This window comes from Saccharopolyspora cebuensis (genome assembly GCF_039542665.1).
Classification (GTDB): Bacteria; Actinomycetota; Actinomycetes; order Mycobacteriales; family Pseudonocardiaceae; genus Saccharopolyspora; species Saccharopolyspora cebuensis.
Map to the genome: position 1 here is coordinate 59,955 of NZ_BAABII010000013.1, position 14,967 is coordinate 74,921.

At 73.1% G+C, this 14,967-nt stretch carries 18 protein-coding genes; 13 read left to right on the top strand and 5 right to left on the bottom strand.

Annotation, left to right across the window (positions count from 1 at the left end; all coding sequences use genetic code 11):
* Positions 1–67: 67 nt before the first annotated feature.
* Positions 68–1,192 carry an oxidoreductase gene (locus ABD976_RS19365; RefSeq protein ID WP_345365168.1) on the bottom strand — a complete coding sequence of 375 codons (1,125 nt, stop codon included), beginning with the start codon at positions 1,190–1,192 and terminating at the stop codon, positions 68–70.
* Between the two features lie 124 nt (positions 1,193–1,316).
* Between ABD976_RS19365 and ABD976_RS19370 the strand changes: the two genes are divergently transcribed.
* Positions 1,317–1,682 carry an ArsR/SmtB family transcription factor gene (locus ABD976_RS19370; RefSeq protein ID WP_345365170.1) on the top strand — a complete coding sequence of 122 codons (366 nt, stop codon included), beginning with the start codon at positions 1,317–1,319 and terminating at the stop codon, positions 1,680–1,682.
* Between the two features lie 189 nt (positions 1,683–1,871).
* Here ABD976_RS19370 and ABD976_RS19375 read toward each other — a convergent pair whose 3' ends face one another.
* Positions 1,872–3,671: an AMP-dependent synthetase/ligase gene (locus ABD976_RS19375; protein WP_345365172.1), complete on the bottom strand. Its 1,800-nt coding sequence runs from the start codon at positions 3,669–3,671 to the stop codon at positions 1,872–1,874.
* A 286-nt stretch (positions 3,672–3,957) separates the two neighbouring features.
* Between ABD976_RS19375 and ABD976_RS19380 the strand changes: the two genes are divergently transcribed.
* The 5 genes from ABD976_RS19380 to ABD976_RS19400 all read left to right on the top strand — a co-directional run bounded on the left by ABD976_RS19380 (position 3,958) and on the right by ABD976_RS19400 (position 7,885).
* A complete protein-coding gene (locus ABD976_RS19380) occupies positions 3,958–4,746 on the top strand; it encodes a metallophosphoesterase family protein (RefSeq protein ID WP_345365173.1) in 789 nt (262 codons plus the stop codon).
* Positions 4,747–4,808: 62 nt separating this feature from the next.
* Positions 4,809–5,252 (top strand): SRPBCC family protein, encoded by a 444-nt coding sequence (locus ABD976_RS19385; protein ID WP_345365175.1) that lies wholly within the window; start codon positions 4,809–4,811, stop codon positions 5,250–5,252.
* Between the two features lie 5 nt (positions 5,253–5,257).
* Positions 5,258–6,472, top strand: coding sequence for an ArsA family ATPase (locus tag ABD976_RS19390; protein WP_345365177.1), 1,215 nt, complete (start codon positions 5,258–5,260; stop codon positions 6,470–6,472).
* A 10-nt stretch (positions 6,473–6,482) separates the two neighbouring features.
* A complete protein-coding gene (locus ABD976_RS19395; RefSeq protein WP_345365179.1) occupies positions 6,483–6,836 on the top strand; it encodes a hypothetical protein in 354 nt (117 codons plus the stop codon).
* Entirely contained in the window at positions 6,830–7,885 is a 1,056-nt protein-coding gene (locus ABD976_RS19400; RefSeq protein WP_345365181.1) for an ROK family protein, read from the top strand. Before ABD976_RS19395 ends, ABD976_RS19400 begins: the two co-directional genes overlap by 7 nt.
* Positions 7,886–7,898: 13 nt before the next feature.
* Here ABD976_RS19400 and ABD976_RS19405 read toward each other — a convergent pair whose 3' ends face one another.
* Positions 7,899–8,357 carry a DUF308 domain-containing protein gene (locus tag ABD976_RS19405; RefSeq protein WP_345365183.1) on the bottom strand — a complete coding sequence of 153 codons (459 nt, stop codon included), beginning with the start codon at positions 8,355–8,357 and terminating at the stop codon, positions 7,899–7,901.
* Positions 8,354–9,169, bottom strand: a complete 816-nt coding sequence (locus tag ABD976_RS19410; RefSeq protein ID WP_345365185.1) for an alpha/beta hydrolase — start codon at positions 9,167–9,169, stop codon at positions 8,354–8,356. Before ABD976_RS19410 ends, ABD976_RS19405 begins: the two co-directional genes overlap by 4 nt.
* A 141-nt stretch (positions 9,170–9,310) precedes the next feature.
* Between ABD976_RS19410 and ABD976_RS19415 the strand changes: the two genes are divergently transcribed.
* The 4 genes from ABD976_RS19415 (at position 9,311) to ABD976_RS19430 (ending at position 13,434) form a co-directional block, all read left to right on the top strand.
* The gene (locus ABD976_RS19415; protein WP_345365187.1) at positions 9,311–10,060 is read left to right on the top strand and encodes a lysophospholipid acyltransferase family protein; all 750 of its coding nucleotides are present in this window, start codon (positions 9,311–9,313) and stop codon (positions 10,058–10,060) included.
* A gap of 45 nt (positions 10,061–10,105) precedes the next feature.
* Positions 10,106–10,606: a polyadenylate-specific 3'-exoribonuclease AS gene (locus ABD976_RS19420; RefSeq protein WP_345365189.1), complete on the top strand. Its 501-nt coding sequence runs from the start codon at positions 10,106–10,108 to the stop codon at positions 10,604–10,606.
* 144 nt (positions 10,607–10,750) lie between these two features.
* Entirely contained in the window at positions 10,751–11,776 is a 1,026-nt protein-coding gene (locus ABD976_RS19425) for a 6-phosphofructokinase (RefSeq protein ID WP_345365191.1), read from the top strand.
* Between the two features lie 182 nt (positions 11,777–11,958).
* On the top strand, positions 11,959–13,434 hold the full coding sequence (locus tag ABD976_RS19430; RefSeq protein ID WP_345365193.1) for an MFS transporter: 1,476 nt from the start codon (positions 11,959–11,961) through the stop codon (positions 13,432–13,434).
* Between the two features lie 27 nt (positions 13,435–13,461).
* Here ABD976_RS19430 and ABD976_RS19435 read toward each other — a convergent pair whose 3' ends face one another.
* Positions 13,462–13,752, bottom strand: coding sequence for a hypothetical protein (locus ABD976_RS19435; protein WP_345365195.1), 291 nt, complete (start codon positions 13,750–13,752; stop codon positions 13,462–13,464).
* Between ABD976_RS19435 and ABD976_RS19440 the strand changes: the two genes are divergently transcribed.
* Genes ABD976_RS19440 through ABD976_RS19450 form a run of 3 tightly spaced genes read left to right on the top strand, consistent with a single transcriptional unit; the run spans position 13,738 to position 14,933 of the window.
* Positions 13,738–14,550 carry a helix-turn-helix domain-containing protein gene (locus ABD976_RS19440; RefSeq protein ID WP_345365197.1) on the top strand — a complete coding sequence of 271 codons (813 nt, stop codon included), beginning with the start codon at positions 13,738–13,740 and terminating at the stop codon, positions 14,548–14,550. The genes ABD976_RS19435 and ABD976_RS19440 overlap by 15 nt on opposite strands.
* Positions 14,551–14,559: 9 nt before the next feature.
* Positions 14,560–14,745: a DUF397 domain-containing protein gene (locus ABD976_RS19445; protein WP_345365199.1), complete on the top strand. Its 186-nt coding sequence runs from the start codon at positions 14,560–14,562 to the stop codon at positions 14,743–14,745.
* On the top strand, positions 14,742–14,933 hold the full coding sequence (locus ABD976_RS19450; RefSeq protein ID WP_345365201.1) for a DUF397 domain-containing protein: 192 nt from the start codon (positions 14,742–14,744) through the stop codon (positions 14,931–14,933). Before ABD976_RS19445 ends, ABD976_RS19450 begins: the two co-directional genes overlap by 4 nt.
* Positions 14,934–14,967 lie beyond the last annotated feature (34 nt).

The following is a 14,967-nucleotide window of genomic DNA, read 5'->3' on the forward strand; positions in this document are numbered from 1 at the left end:
GGCGAACCGGGCGGTGGGTCCACTTCGGACCCGCCGCCCGGTTCTTTCTCGCCGCCCGGGTTCGGGCTCAGCCGTCCAGCTCCCAGTCCTTGATGTCGGCCAGCGGCTGCAGCGTCCCGGGATGGGGATCGCCGACGATGTCGTGGCCGTCGCGGGCGCGGTGGGGCCAGTCGTGCTGGGCCAGGGCGGCCTTGCCGATCGCGATCACGTCGGCCGCGCCGGTGCGGAGCAGGAACCGGGCCGTGTCCGGGTCCTCGAGGTGGCCGTTGGCGATCACCGGCAGCCCGCTGTGCTGCTTGGCGAGCTCGGCCAGCGTCGCCTGCCCGGCGTCGAAGGCGGCTGCGGTGGCCCGGTACTCGGTGGTGTGCAGGAAGTGCGCCCCGGTGCGCGCGAGGGTCTCGAAGATGGTCTCGGCGTCCTTGACGCCGCCGGGCCAGCGGTAGGTGAGGTCGCTGACCTTGGATTGGGAGATCCGGATGCCGACCGCGATCTCCGAGCCGACCGCCTGCAACACCTCGTCGCAGACCTCGGCCGCCAGGCGCAGGCGGTTCTCGATGCCGCCGCCGTACTCGTCGTCGCGCTGGTTGAGGTAGTCGGTGAGGAACTGGTCGAGCAGGTACCCGTTCGCGCCGTGCAGTTCCACCCCGTCGAAGCCCGCTGCGGCGGCGCGGCGGGCCGCGGCGGCGAACTCCCGGCGGATCTCGGCGAGCTGCGCGGCGTCCAGCGGTTCCGGGGTCGGGTACGGGCCTTCCCCGCGGTAGAAGCCGAGCTGCTCGCCGCGCGGTGCCACCGCGGAGGGGCCGACCGTGCCGTGGCGGAACCGGTTGCCCTGGGCTTGGGCGCCGGCGTGCATCAGCTGGGCGAAGATCGCGCCGCCTTCGGCGTGCACGGCCTCGACGACCGGTCGCCAGGACCGCTCCTGCGCCGGGGTGGCCAGGCCTGGTTGGTGCAGGTATCCCTGGCTGTGCTCGGTGTCGGTGTAGACGCCTTCGGTGATGATCAGGCCGAAGCCGCCGCGGGCGAAACCGGCGTAGTAGCGGGCATTGCGGTCGGTGACCAGGCCCTCGGCGGTGGCGCTGACCCGCGTCATCGGGGCCAGCGCAGCGCGGTTGACCAGCGTGCGGCCGCCGACGGTCACGGGGTCGAACAGCACGTCTTCCGCGGCGCCGTGGTGCTGGGCGGGGGTGTCCATCGTCGCGATCGTTCCTCCTGGTCCGCCGTGCGAACCGTGACGACTCCTGGGGGTACGTTCGACTGACGTCGTAGTACGAAATCCATCGTACAAATAGGTGCGGTGGCTGTCGTACGATGTGGGCGTGCTCACCGACCAGCCCCGCCGCCGGAGCTCCAGCAAGGCGCTCGCCCAGCCGGACCTGCGCGAGATCCGGGTGGAGCAGGTGCTGCGCGCGCTCGGCGATCCCGTTCGGCTCGACATCGTCCGGTCGCTGGCCCGGTCCGAACAGCCGATGCACTGCGGTGCGTTCGGCCTGGCGGTGTCCAAGTCGACCTCCACGCACCACTTCAAGGTGCTGCGCGAGAACGGCATCATCGCCCAGTACGAGCAGGGCACGGCCCGCTACAGCGAGCTCCGCGGCGCCGACCTGGAACAGCGCTTCCCCGGCCTGCTGGCGGCCGTGCTCGCCGCGGCGCAGGAACCGGGGCACCCCCACCGGGGAACGTGACCCGAGCCCCGGAGCGCAGGACCGGTGCGCCTGCGGCGGGCGCCGAAGGCACCGCGCGGTGTTCGGGCGGGCGCGCCTCCGCGTGCGACCAGCACCCCGGCGTCGCGCACCTGCCGTGGTGCGAGCCGGTCTCGCCGCCTCGGGCGAAACCGGCGCTACCGCCGTGGACCGTCGTCGAGGGACGACCGCTCAGGAGTAGATGGCCTCGATGTCCTGCTTGTGGTTCTCGGCGACCTTGCCGCGCTTGAGCTTCATGCTCGGGGTCAGCTCGCCGGTGGCCTCGGTGAAGTCGTCGGCGAGGATCCGGAACTGCTTGATCCGCTCCGCGCGGGAGACCGCCGCGTTGGCCTCGTCGACGGCCTGCTGCACCTCGGCGCGCAGGTCCGGGTCGTCGATCAGCTCGGCGGTCGGGGTGTCGGCGGGACGACCGCGGTTGCTCAGCCAGGACGGCAGGAACTCCGGGTCGAGGGTGATCAGCGCGCCGATGAACGGCTTCTGGTCGCCGACCACCATGCACTGGCTGATCAGCGGGTGCGCCCGCAGCGCGTCCTCCAGCGCCGCCGGGGCGACGTTCTTGCCGCCCGCGGTGACGATGATCTCCTTCTTGCGGCCGGTGATCCGCAGGAAGCCCTCGTCGTCCAGGGTGCCCAGGTCCCCGGTGTGGAACCAGCCGTCCTCCAGGGAGTCGGCGGTGGCGGTGGGGTTGTTCCAGTACTCGCGGAAGACGACGTCGCCCTTGAGCAGCACCTCGCCGTCCTCGGCGATGCGCACCGAGGTGCCCGCGATCGGCTTGCCCACGGTACCGATCTTGAAGCCGCCCTCGACGTTGACCGCCGCGGCCGCGGTGGTCTCGGTGAGGCCGTAGCCCTCCAGCACCGGTACGCCGACGCCGCGGAAGAAGTGCGCCAGCCGGTCGCCCAGCGGCGCACCGCCGGAGACCGCGGCGATGCAGCGCCCGCCCAGCGCGGCGCGCAGCTTGCCGTAGACGAGCTTGTCGAAGACGAAGTGCTTGGCCTTGAGGCCGAGCCCGGGGCCGTCGCCGTCCTGCGCCTTGCTGTAGGCCACGGCGGTCTCCTCGGCGGCGTCGAAGATCTTCCCCTTGCCGCTGCCGTGCGCCTTCTGCTTGGCGGTGTTGTAGACCTTCTCGAACACCCGGGGGACCGCGAGCACGAACGTGGGCCGGAACGAGGACAGGTCGTTGACCAGGTCCTTGATGTCCGGGGTGTGGCCGAGGGTGATCCGCGAGTACACCGAGGCGACGGTGATCGCGCGGGCCAGCACGTGCGCCATCGGCAGGAACATGAGCATCGAGTTGCCCGCGCGCAGGAGCTGCGGGAACGCGTCGAGGTCGGCGCGGACCTCGGCGAGCAGGTTGCGGTGGGTGAGCACGCAGCCCTTGGGGCGGCCGGTGGTGCCGGAGGTGTAGATCAGCGTCGCGAGGTCGTCGGCGCCCACCTGCCCGCGGCGCTCGTGCACGTCCTCGTCGGTGACGTCGGCGCCCAGCGCGATCAGCTCGTCGATCGCGCCCCGCCCCTCGGTGTCCTCGATCTGCCAGAGGTGGGCCACCTCGGGGAGCTTGCCGCGGACCGAGTCGACCTCGGCGCGGTGCCCGGCGGTCTCGACGACGATGGCGCGGGCCCCGGAGTCGGAGAGGATCCACTCGAGCTGGTCGGAGGCGGAGGTCTCGTAGATGGGCACGCTGGCGCACCCGGCCGACCAGATGGCGAAGTCCAGCAGGGTCCACTCGTAGCGGGTCCGCGACATCAGGCCGATCCGGTCGCCCGGCCGCAAGCCCGCGGCGATCAGTCCCTTGGCGACGGAGAGCACCTGGGCGGCGAACTCGGCGGCCGTGACGTCGACCCAGGTCCCTTCCACCCGCCGCCGGAAGCTCACGGCGCTCCCGAAGCGCTCGGCGTTCGCCCACACCATGTCGGTGAGATTCTCGTCCTCGGCCACCGAGACCGTGGCGGGTGCGCTGAACTCTCGCAACGTCGAAACCTCCGAAACAGGCCGTTCGTGGGGCACAACCTAACGCCGATGGTTACCCGGCGGTAGTCCCCATTTCCGCACCGCGATCATCCGCCGCACCGGCCGGCGGTGCGCGTCCGGGGGCCGATCGCCGGATCGACCGAGCGCAGGGTAGCCCTCGGGAACCGGTCGCGGGCGAGCGGCGCACCGGTGGTCGTGGGCGCCACACCCGCCGGGCCGTGCGTGCGGGGCCGGTTCGGCGCTACGTTCGACGGACGTCGACCTGCTGCGGGAGAGGAGGTGTCGTTTGCGCGTCCATGTCGTGTCGGACGTCCACGGCAACGTCGAGGACCTCAAGCGCGCCGGGGACGGGGCCGACGCGCTCCTGGTGCTCGGCGACCTGATCGACTTCGTGGACTACCACGACCACGGCGCGGGCATCCTGGGGCGGATCTTCGGCGCCGAGAAGGTCGCCCGCTTCGCCGAGCTGCGGCGCACCCGGCGCGGTCCGGAGCTGGGCGCCTACGCGCGCTCGCTGTGGGCGACCCTGTCCGACCCGGGCGCGGTCGTCGACGAGGCGATCCGGGAGCAGTACGCCGAGCTGTTCGGTTCGATGACCGCCCCGACCTACGCGATCCCGGGCAACGTGGACGCGCCCCGGCTGTGGCCGGAGTTCGCCCGCGAGGGGCTGCACCTGGTGGACGGCGGCACCGCCGAGATCGGCGGGCTGCGCTTCGGGTTCGTCGGCGGTTCGGTGGTGCCCGCCGGGACGGTGGTGCGCGGGAGCTCGGCGTGGGTCCCGCACCTGCGGCCGGAGGACGAGTTCGACGCCGAGCTGGCCGGGCTGCCGCCGGTGGACGTGCTGTGCAGCCACGTCCCGCCCGCCGTGCCCGAGCTGGTCTTCGACGTGGTCGCCAAGCGCGCCGAGCGCGGTTCGCGGGGGCTGGTGGAGCGCATCCGGGCCGACCGGCCGCGCTGGGCGCTGTTCGGCCACGTGCACCAGCCGCTGGCTCCCCGGGTCCGCCTGGGCCGGACCGAATGCGTCAACGTGGGGCACTTCAAGCGCACCGGCCGCCCCTACGCGATCGAATGGTGAACGTGGCGACAACCGGGCCCGCCACCTGCTGCTTCGGCCGCTCCAGGCGGTAGCCTGCGCGCATGGTCGATCAGTCCACCCAGTCCATCGAGATCGCGGCGCCCGCATCGGAGATCATGGCCGTCATCGCGGACTTCGCCGCGTATCCGGAGTGGGCGGAGGCGGTGACGGAGACCGAGGTGCTGGCCACCACCGCCACCGGGGCCGCCGAGAAGGTGCACTTCGTGCTCGACGCCGGGGTGGTCAAGGACAAGTACACCAACCTCTACGAGTGGTCCGCCGACGGCCTGTCGGTGAGCTGGACCCTCACCGAGGGGCAGGTGCAGAAGGCGCAGCGCGGCAGCTACCGGCTCGACCCGCTGCCGAGCGGCCACACCGAGGTCACCTACAGCCTCGCCGTCGACCTCGCGATCCCGATGATCGGCCTGTTCAAGCGCAAGGCGGAGAAGATGATCATGGATACCGCGCTCAAGGAGCTCAAGCACCGCGTCGAGGGCACCCGCTGATCGACGTGCGCCTGCTGCTGTTCACCGGGAAGGGCGGCGTCGGCAAGACCACCTCCGCCGCCGCCACCGCCGCGCGCGTCGCGTCGCGGGGCGGCAAGGTGCTCGTGGTCTCCACCGACCCCGCGCACTCGCTGGCCGACGCCCTCGGCGCGCCGCTGGACGCCCGGCCCCGCGAGGTGGCGGTCTCCGACGGCGTCGTGCTGCACGCCGCCGAGGTGCACACCCGGGCGCTGGTCGACGACGCCTGGCGGGAGCTGCGCGGCCACCTGCGGACCCTGCTGCACGGCGCGGGCGTGGACGAGGTGGCCGCCGAGGAGCTGACCGCGCTGCCCGGCGTCGAGGACCTGCTCGCGCTCTCCGAGGTGCACCGGCTGGCCGACTCCGGGCTGTGGGACGCGGTGATCGTCGACTGCGGTCCGACCGCCGAGACGCTGCGGCTGCTCGCGCTGCCCGAGTCCGCGGCCGGCTACCTGGAGCGGCTGTTCCCGGCGCACCGCCGCGCGGTCCGCGGCCTGCTCGCCGGGCTGGCCGGCAGCGACCAGGTGGGCCGCTGGGACGCCGCCGCCGACGCGCTGGGCAGGCTCGCCGAACGGCTCACCGGGCTCCGCGACCTGCTCACCGCCGAGACCACCAGCGCGCGCCTGGTGCTCACCCCCGAGGCGGTGGTCGCCGCCGAGACCCGGCGCGCGCTCACCGCCCTGGCGTTGCAGCAGATCCGGGTCGACGGGCTGGTCGCCAACCGGGTGGTGCCCGACCCCGGCTCGGCCCGGGGCGCGGCGGCCGAGTGGCTGCGCACCCGCCGCCGCGAGCAGGAGCGGGTGCTGGACTCGGTGCGCGAGGGCACCGAACTGCCGCTGCGGCTCGTCGAGCACCGCGCCGCCGAACCGGTCGGGTCCGCCGCGCTCGCCGCGCTGGGCGCCGAGCTCTACGGTGATGATGACCCGCTGGCCCCGCGCGGCACCGCTCCGGAGCTGCGGGTCAGCGGCGGCGGCCGGGACCTGGACGCGGTCTACCGCCTGGAGATCGCGCTGCCGCTGCACCGCGACGCCGAACTCGACCTGGCCCGGATCGGTGACGAGCTGGCGATCGCGGTCGACGGCAGGCGTCGGCTGATCGCCCTGCCCGCGGTGCTGCGCCGCTGCGAGGTGGTCTCGGCGGAGGCCGGTGACGACGGGGTCACCGTGGCGTTCAAGCCCGACCCGGAACTGTGGATGCGGTGAGGTGGACGACGTGGGTGCGGAACGCGAACGGCTCGTGGCGGAGATCCGGCTGCTGCTCGACGCGCTGGCCGAGCGCGCCGAGGGCTACCTGCGCGCCTGCCGGGACCTCGACCCGCAGCCGGACGGTTGCGGCTGGTGCCCGGTGTGCGCGGCGGTGTCGCTGCTGCGCGGGCAGTCGCCGTCGGCGATGACCGAGCAGCTCGCCGGCATCGTGCGGGCGCTGCGCGAAGCCCTCGCCGAGCACGTCGCCGAACCCGGTCCGGAACCGGCGGAGGAGAGCGCGGAACCGGACGTGCAGCGGATCGACGTGCGCCGCGTCGGCGGGCCGGTGCTGCGTGACGAGGGCGTCGCGGCGCAGTGCTGACCGTCGGGGTGGACGTCGGCGGGACCAGCGTGCGGGCCTCGGTGGTCGACCCGAACGGCGGCGTGCTGGACACCGAGCGGGCCGCGACCCCGCCGACCGCCCACGAGCTCAACGAGGCGATCGCGACCACGGTGCGCGCGCTGTGCGAGCGGTACCCGGTCGCCGCGGTCGGTCTGGCCGTCGCCGGATTCGTCAGCGAGGACCGGCGGGTGGTGCGCTTCGCCCCGCACCTGGCGTGGCGGCACGTGGCGGTCGCCGACGAGCTCGCCGCGCGGCTGGGCGTGCCGGTGGTGCTGGAGCACGACGCGAACGCCGCGGGCATCGCCGAGCAGCGCTTCGGCGCGGCCACCGGCGCCCGGACCGCCACCCTGGTCGCCATCGGCACCGGCATCGGCGCGGCCACCGTGCTCGACGGCGAGGTGTTCCGGGGCGCCCACGGCGTCGCCCCGGAGCTCGGCCACCTGCGGGTGGTGCCGGGCGGCAGGCCCTGCTCGTGCGGCAAGCGCGGCTGCTGGGAGCGCTACTGCAGCGGGACCGCGCTGGCCCGGACCGCGCTGGAGCGCCTCGCCGCCGACCCGGGCGCCGCGACCGCGCTGGCCGAGGTCGACCGCACCGCTCTGACCGGCCTCGACGTCGCCCGGGCCGCCGAGGCCGGTGACCCCGTCGCGCGCTGGGCGTTCGAGGAGCTGGCGCGCTGGCTGGGGGAGGGCCTGGCCCTGGTCGCCGACGTCTACGACCCGGAGGTCGTGGTCATCGGCGGCGGCGTCTCGGGCTCGGCGCACCTGTTCCTGGACCGCGCCGAGCAGCACTACGCCGACGCGGTCACCGGCAGCGGGCACCGGCCCGTGGCCCGGGTGGCGCTGGCCGCGTTCGGCGCGGAGGCCACCGTGGTCGGTGCCGCCACGCTGGCGCGGGAGCACGTGGCCGCCGGGCGTGAGGATGCCGGGCGCGGGGATGTCGGGGTTGGGGATGTCGGGCGCGGGGGTGTCGCCGCGGTGACCGGCGCCGGGTGCGGCAGGCGGGGCGCGGCGGAGCGCGGGGACCGCTGAGGCGCGCGGGAGCTCAGACCTGGGCGCCGCCGTCCTCGTCGTCGGCGTCGGGGCCCGGGCGGTTGCGGATGCGCAGCAGCAGCCAGCCGATCCCCGCGCTGATCAGCACCAGCCCGATCGGCAGCGTGCTGGGGCCGACCAGCGCCGGCAGCGCCAGCAGGACCACCCCGAGGCACACCACCGCCACCCCGGCCACGGTGCTCCACCCCGGCTTCGGCAGCGGCGGTGGTTCGGGCGGGACGTAGTGCTCCTCCGCCTCGTCCGCCTCCGGCGTCCAGTCCCGGGGCCCGCTCGCCGGCTCCGGCGCGGGCGCCGGTTCGGGGCGCGCGGCGTCGTCCTCCTCGGTCCGCCGCGGCTCGTCCTCGCGCGGCCAGGAGCCGAACGTCGAATCGCGTTCCAGACCGGCGACGATCTCGGCGAAGGCCGCGTCGATGTCCTCCGGCCCATCGGCGTTGTCGTGGCGCGTGCTCATGCCGGTTCCTCGGCCCGTTCGTGGTGGATGCGGTGGATGAACTCGACGCTACCGGCGAACAGCGCGGGCGCGTCGTGGTCCAGGGTCGCGACGTGGAAGCTGTCGGCCAGCACGTGCGCGGTGACGTCCGCGCTGCGCACCCCGGCGAGCACCAGTTCGGCGTTGACCGGTTCGACGACGTGGTCGACCGCCGACCGGTACAGCACGAGCGGCTGGCGCACCTCCCCGAGCTCGGCGCGCACGACCGACCAGAGGCGCCGCAGGCTGGCCATCGCGCGCAGCGGCATCCGGTCGTAGGCCAGCTCCCGGACGCCCGGCGCCGCGACGTCGCCCGCCACCCCGGGCAGCGACGGCACCACCCAGGACAGCGGGGGGCGGGCCAGCAGGGGCAGCAGCGCCGCCCCGGTCCGCCGGGTCGTCACCGACGGGTTCACCAGCACCAGACCGGCGATGTCCGGGTGCCGCTGGGCCAGCCGCAGCGCGAGCGTGCCGCCCATCGACTGCCCGAACACGAACACCGACCGGCAGCGCTCGCGCAGCGCCAGCAGCTCCCGCTCGGCGGCCCGGTACCAGTCGTGCCAGCCGGTGCCGTTGAGGTCCTGCCAGCGGGTGCCGTGCCCGGGCAGCAGCGGGCAGCGCACCGCGCACCCCGCCGCGGCCAGGTGCTCGGCCCAGGCCCGCACGCTCTGCGGGGTGCTGGTGAAGCCGTGGCAGACCAGGACGCCGACCTCGGCCGGGCCGTCGTGCGCGAACGGCTCGGCACCGGACAGGACCTGGGACACGTCGGCCTCCCACCGCGACGGCACGGACACCGCTCCATCGTCGCACGGCCAACCGACGTCCGGGGATACTCGATCGACCCGAGTCGCCGCCGCCGGGGTGCGCATTGTGCCTGCTGACCGGGCTCCGTACGCTGAACCGGGAACTCGGCGCGTCAGGAAGGCTGCGGCACAGTGCTGTACTGGGTGATGAAGCATCTACTGCTCGGTCCCCTCATGAAGCTGTTCTGCCGCCCCAAGATCCTCGGCGTCGAACACGTCCCCGCCGACGGCGGCGCGATCCTGGTCAGCAACCACCTCGCGGTCGCCGACTCGTTCTTCATGCCGCTGATGATGCCGCGCCGGGTCACCTTCCTCGCCAAGCGCGAGTACTTCACCGGCAAGGGCCTCAAGGGCGCGTTCAAGCGCTTCTTCTTCACCGGCGTGGGCCAGGTGCCCATCGACCGCTCCAGCGGCGCCGCCGCCCAGGCCGCGCTGGACACCGGGGTCCGGCTGCTCCGCGAGGGCAAGCTGCTCGGCGTCTACCCGGAGGGCACCCGCTCGCCCGACGGCAGGCTCTACAAGGGCAAGACCGGCGTGGCGCGGATGGCGCTGGAGTCGGGCGTGCCGGTCATCCCGATCGCCATGTTCGGCACCGACCGGGTCAACCCGATCGGCTCCACGATGTGGTGGCCGCACAAGGTGGTCATCGAGGTCGGCGAGCCCCTGGACTTCTCCCGCTACGACGGGATGGCCGGTGACCGGTTCGTCGAGCGCTCCATCACCGACGAGATCATGTACGCCCTGATGGAGCTGTCCGGTCAGGAGTACGTCGACGTCTACGCCGCGAAGGTCAAGGACGACCTGGCCGCGCAGGGCAAGCAGGTGGCCGGCTGGGGCGATTCCGGTGGTCCGGAGCGGCTGCCCGAGGCGAAGGCGGGCTGACGGCCCGCGCCGGGAGCGCGCCGCACCGGCGCTTAACCTGACCGGGTGCGGTTCTTCTACGACTGTGAATTCATCGAGGACGGGTACACCATCGACCTGGTGTCGATCGGGGTGGTCGACGAGTCCGGCCGCGAGTTCTACGCGGTGTCCACCGAGTTCGACGCGGGCAAGGCCGGGCAGTGGGTCCGGCGCCACGTCCTGCCGCAGTTGCCGCCGCCCGCGGACCAGCGCTGGCTGTCCCGCGCCGCGATCCGCGACGCCCTGCTGGACTTCCTGACCGCGCACGGCGACGAGGGCATCGAGCTGTGGGCCTGGTACGCCGCCTACGACCACGTGGCGCTGGCCCAGCTCTGGGGCGCGATGCCCGCGCTGCCCCCGGCCATCCCGAAGTTCACCCGCGACCTGCGGCAGCGCTGGGACGACCTGGGCAAGCCCCGGCTGCCCGCCGCCCCCGCCAACGCGCACGACGCCCTCGCCGACGCGCGGCACAACCTGCGCCGGTGGGAGGTGCTGGAGCGGACCCGCCACCAGCGCGGCCTCGCTTGATCGACCGCGGCCCCCACCGCGCGGCGCCGGCCGCAGGGGAACCCGAGGACGCGCGGTGATCGGCCGATTACTTGCTGCACCGATCCAGTCCATGACAGGCTGTCGATCCGGGGGAGACCTGGATGCTGACGGCTGGAGGCTGGAATGCGTGTCGGAGTGCTCACCGGCGGTGGGGACTGCCCGGGGCTCAACGCGGTGCTGCGAGCGGTGACCCGCAACGGGATCTCGATCCACGGCCACGAGATCGTGGGATTCCGCAACGGCTGGCTCGGCCCGCTCGAAGGGCTGACCACACCGCTCACGCTGGATTCGGTGGAGGAGATCCTCAACCGGGGCGGCACGATCCTCGGCTCCTCGCGCACCAACCCGTACAAGGTGGACGACGGCGTCGCCCGGGTGAAGGCGACGCTCGCCGAGCACGGGGTGGACGCGCTGATCGCGATCGGCGGCGAGGACACCCTCGGCGTCGCCGAGCAGCTCACCCACGACGGCGTGCCGGTGGTCGGGGTGCCCAAGACGATCGACAACGACCTCGGCGCCACCGACTACACCTTCGGCTTCGACACCGCGGTGCACATCGCCACCGAGGCCATCGACCGGCTGCGCACGACCGCCGAATCGCACCACCGGGCGCTGGTGGTGGAGGTGATGGGGCGGCACGCGGGCTGGATCGCGCTGCACTCCGGCCTGGCCGGCGGGGCGAACGTGATCCTGGTGCCGGAGCAGCCGTTCAGCGTCGACAAGGTCTGCGACCTGGTGCGCCAGCGGTTCGAGCGGCAGTACGCGCCGATCGTCGTGGTGGCCGAGGGCGCGGTGCCCGCGGGCGGGGAGGAGCTCCTGGCCACCGGGGAGCGCGACGCCTTCGGCCACGTCCGGCTCGGCGGCGTCGGCACCTGGCTGGCCGACGAGCTCGCCGAGCGCACCGGGCAGGAGTCCCGGGCCGTGGTGCTCGGCCACACCCAGCGCGGCGGCCCGCCCACCGCCTACGACCGGGTGCTGGCCACCCGGTTCGGGCTGCACGCCATCGACGCCGTCGCGGCGGGCGAGTTCGGCAGCATGGTCGCGTTGCGCGGCACCGACATCGTCCGGGTGCCGCTGCGGGAGGCGACCGCCGAGCTGAAGACGGTGCCGCCGGAGCGCCTGGCCGAAGCCGAGGTCCTCTTCGGCTGAGGGCCGCCGCGGTCCCGCCGGGACTGAGACGTTCGCCGCATCCGGCCGGGCATCGGCACCCGGGGTGTCCGGCCGGTCACGCGGCGCCGACACCGGCTGTTCCACGATCTGGACCGGGGTGTCCCACCAGGTAGCGTCGCCCGTCGCGAATCCAACGGCGCGACACCTGGAAGGGGCTCCCCGTGTCCACCCAACCTGCCGCCGAGCGCGAGACCGTGCTCATCCGCTCGGCCCGGGACGTCACCGAGCTGGTCAACTCCGGCGCGGCCCGGGGCAGCCACGCGAAGATGATCGTGCTGCTGGCCCTCGGCGGCATCTTCCTCGACGCCTACGACCTGACCTCGCTGGCCTACGGCATCACCCAGATCCGGGAGGAGTTCGGCCTCTCCCCGGCGGGCGCGGGCGCGGTCACCGCGTCGATCAGCGTCGGCGCGATCCTCGGCGCCTGGCTCGGCGGCGTGCTGGTGGACCGGCTCGGCCGGTACCGGGTCTTCATGGCGGACATGCTGTTCTTCGTCGTCTCGGCGATCGGTTGCGCGCTGGCGCCCAACGCCGAGGTGCTGATCGTGTTCCGGTTCCTGATGGGCATCGGGGTCGGCATGGACATCCCGGTGGCGATGGCCTTCCTCGCCGAGTTCTCCCGGCTGCGCGGCAAGGGCAGCAAGGGGTCGCGCACGGCCTCCTGGTCGCCGGCCTGGTACGTGGCGACCAGCGGTTGCTACCTGGTCATCCTGGCGCTGTACTTCCTGCTGCCCGACTCGCAGCACGACCTGCTGTGGCGGTTCACGGTCGGCTTCGGCGCGGTGCCCGCGATCGTCATCCTGCTGGTGCGCAACAAGTACATGAACGAGTCGCCGTCCTGGGCGGCCAACCAGGGCGACCTGGAACGCGCGGCCCGCATCCTGCGGGATTCGTACGGGGTGGACGCGGTCGTGGCCGAGGACGCCGAGCGGCCGAAGCGGGAGTCCAAGCCGCGGGCCTCGCTGCACCAGTTCCGGACGCTGTTCGCGCGCCGGTTCCGGCCCCGCACCTTCCAGGCGCTGGCGGTGGCGCTGGCCCAGACCTTCTCCTACAACGCGGTGGCCTACGGCCTGCCGATCATCATCGCGAGCCTGCTCGGCCAGGGGGACCTGAACACGATCTCGGCGTCCCTGGTGCTCAACCTGGTCTTCGCGGTGACCGGCGGCCTGCTCGGGATGCGGCTGGCGAACTCGGCGGGCGCCTGGCGGATGACCTTCTGGGGCTTCGCGGTCCAGCTCACCGCGCTGGTGGTGCTGGCCGTGATCGGCGATCCGTCGTCGACGGCCTGGGTGCTGCTGGCGCTGTTCGCGCTGGGCGGCTTCATGTTCGCCCAGGGCGGCGGCCCCGGCGCGAACTTCATGAACTTCGCGTCGCTGAGCTACCCGACCGAGCTGCGCGGCACCGGCATCGGCTTCAACCAGGGCACGCTGCGCGTCGGCTCCACGCTGTCGCTGTTCTTCTTCCCGGTGCTCAGCGCCTCGTTCGGCACCGGGGTGTTCTGGGTGATCGCCGCCGCCCCGCTGCTGGGCATGGTCGCCCTGCTGGCCAAGCGCTGGGAGCCGGTCGGCTACGACGCCGACGCCGTCGAGCACGAGTACCAGCAGCGGCTCGCCACCCCGGAACCCGCTCGCGGCTGACCCCGGCGACGGGCGCCGCCGAAGACCTCAGCGGCGCCCGTCGACCCACACCAGGTGCAAGCGGCCCCCACCGGACAGCCGCCGCAACGCCGCTTCCGCGGACCGGAACGTCCCGCGCAGCCGCCCGGAAGCGCTGATCACGTCGACGTGGTCGTCGAAGGCCATCCCCCAGAACTCGACGTGCCCGTCGTAGCGCTCGCCCACCTCCGCGCAGAGCGAGAACACCCGAGGCGCCTCGTCCTGGGTGAGCTGGCGGAGCAGGTCCAGGAACTCGGCCCGCCCGCACAACGGCGCAGGATCGGTGTGCGTCTGCGCCATTTCAGGGCGGAGGCACGGCGGGCGACGAACGAGGCCGCCGAAGAACTCGGCTGCTCGCGCGGGAAGATCAGTCAGATGGAGGCGGGCATGTACCGGCTCCAGCATCGCGACGTTCGCGACCTGCTGCGCTACTACGGCGCGCCTCCTGAGGAGTCGGCCACGCTTGTCGAGCAGGCACGCCGCTCGGCGGAACCGAGCTGGTGGGCGCCGTACGCCGAGGTGGTCGAGGACTGGTTCGCGTTCTTCCTCGGGTCCGAGGGAGAGGCCGCTTACGAGTTCAACTACGAACAGCTCGTCATACCCGGACTCCTGCAAACCACGGGTTATGCAACGGCGTTGACTGCGGCCAGCCGAACGGTTGAGCCGGAGCACCGATCGAAGGTCGCGGAACTCCGGCTTGAGCGCCAGCGCCGTCTCGCCGAGCCGATCCCTCTCGCGTTGGACGTGGTGATCGAGGAGGCCGCGCTGCGGCGGCCGATCGGCGGGAGCGAGATTCACGGAGCGCAGCTGCGGCGCCTCGTCGAGATGGCTGAACGGCCCCACGTCGGCGTCCAGGTCATGCCCACGAGTGTCGGGGCGCATTCGGGTATGGACGGCAAGTTCATCCTGCTGGAGTTCGACGATTTCAGCCCCGGCGTCTTCGTCGAGGGCCATCCCGTGCTCGGAGCTCGCTACGACGTCGAAGATCCGGTCCTCATCGGCACGTACCGGGGGATCGCGAAAGCGCTTCGCGAAGAAGCCCTGGATCAGGAAGAATCCAAGGCGTTCATCCGAGAGGTGCTCAGTGAGCTGACCTAGGAGGCCCCAGTGCGTGATGTGCCCGTCCTCCGCTGGCGGAAGTCGAACCGCAGCATGAACCAGGGTGCGTGCGTCGAGGTCGCGTTCGTCGAGGGCGCTGTCGTCGCGCGGGACTCCAAGGATCCGGCCGGGCCGGTGCTCGCGTTCCCGCGCGCCCGGTGGGGCGCGTTCCTCGCCAGCCTGGGCGACCGGTGAGCCCCCGCGCTGGGTGGCGTCGCTCCAGCTACAGCGACAACGGAGCGAATTGCGTCGAGGTCGCGTTCGTCGGGGGTGCCGTCGTCGCGCGGGACTCCAAGGATCCCGCTGGGCCGGTGCTGGCGTTCCCGCGCGCCCGGTGGGGCGCGTTCCTCGCCAGCCTGGGCGACCGGTCGGGCGGGCGTTGACGGGGCGTCGCTGCCCGGCGAGGATCGACCCCGG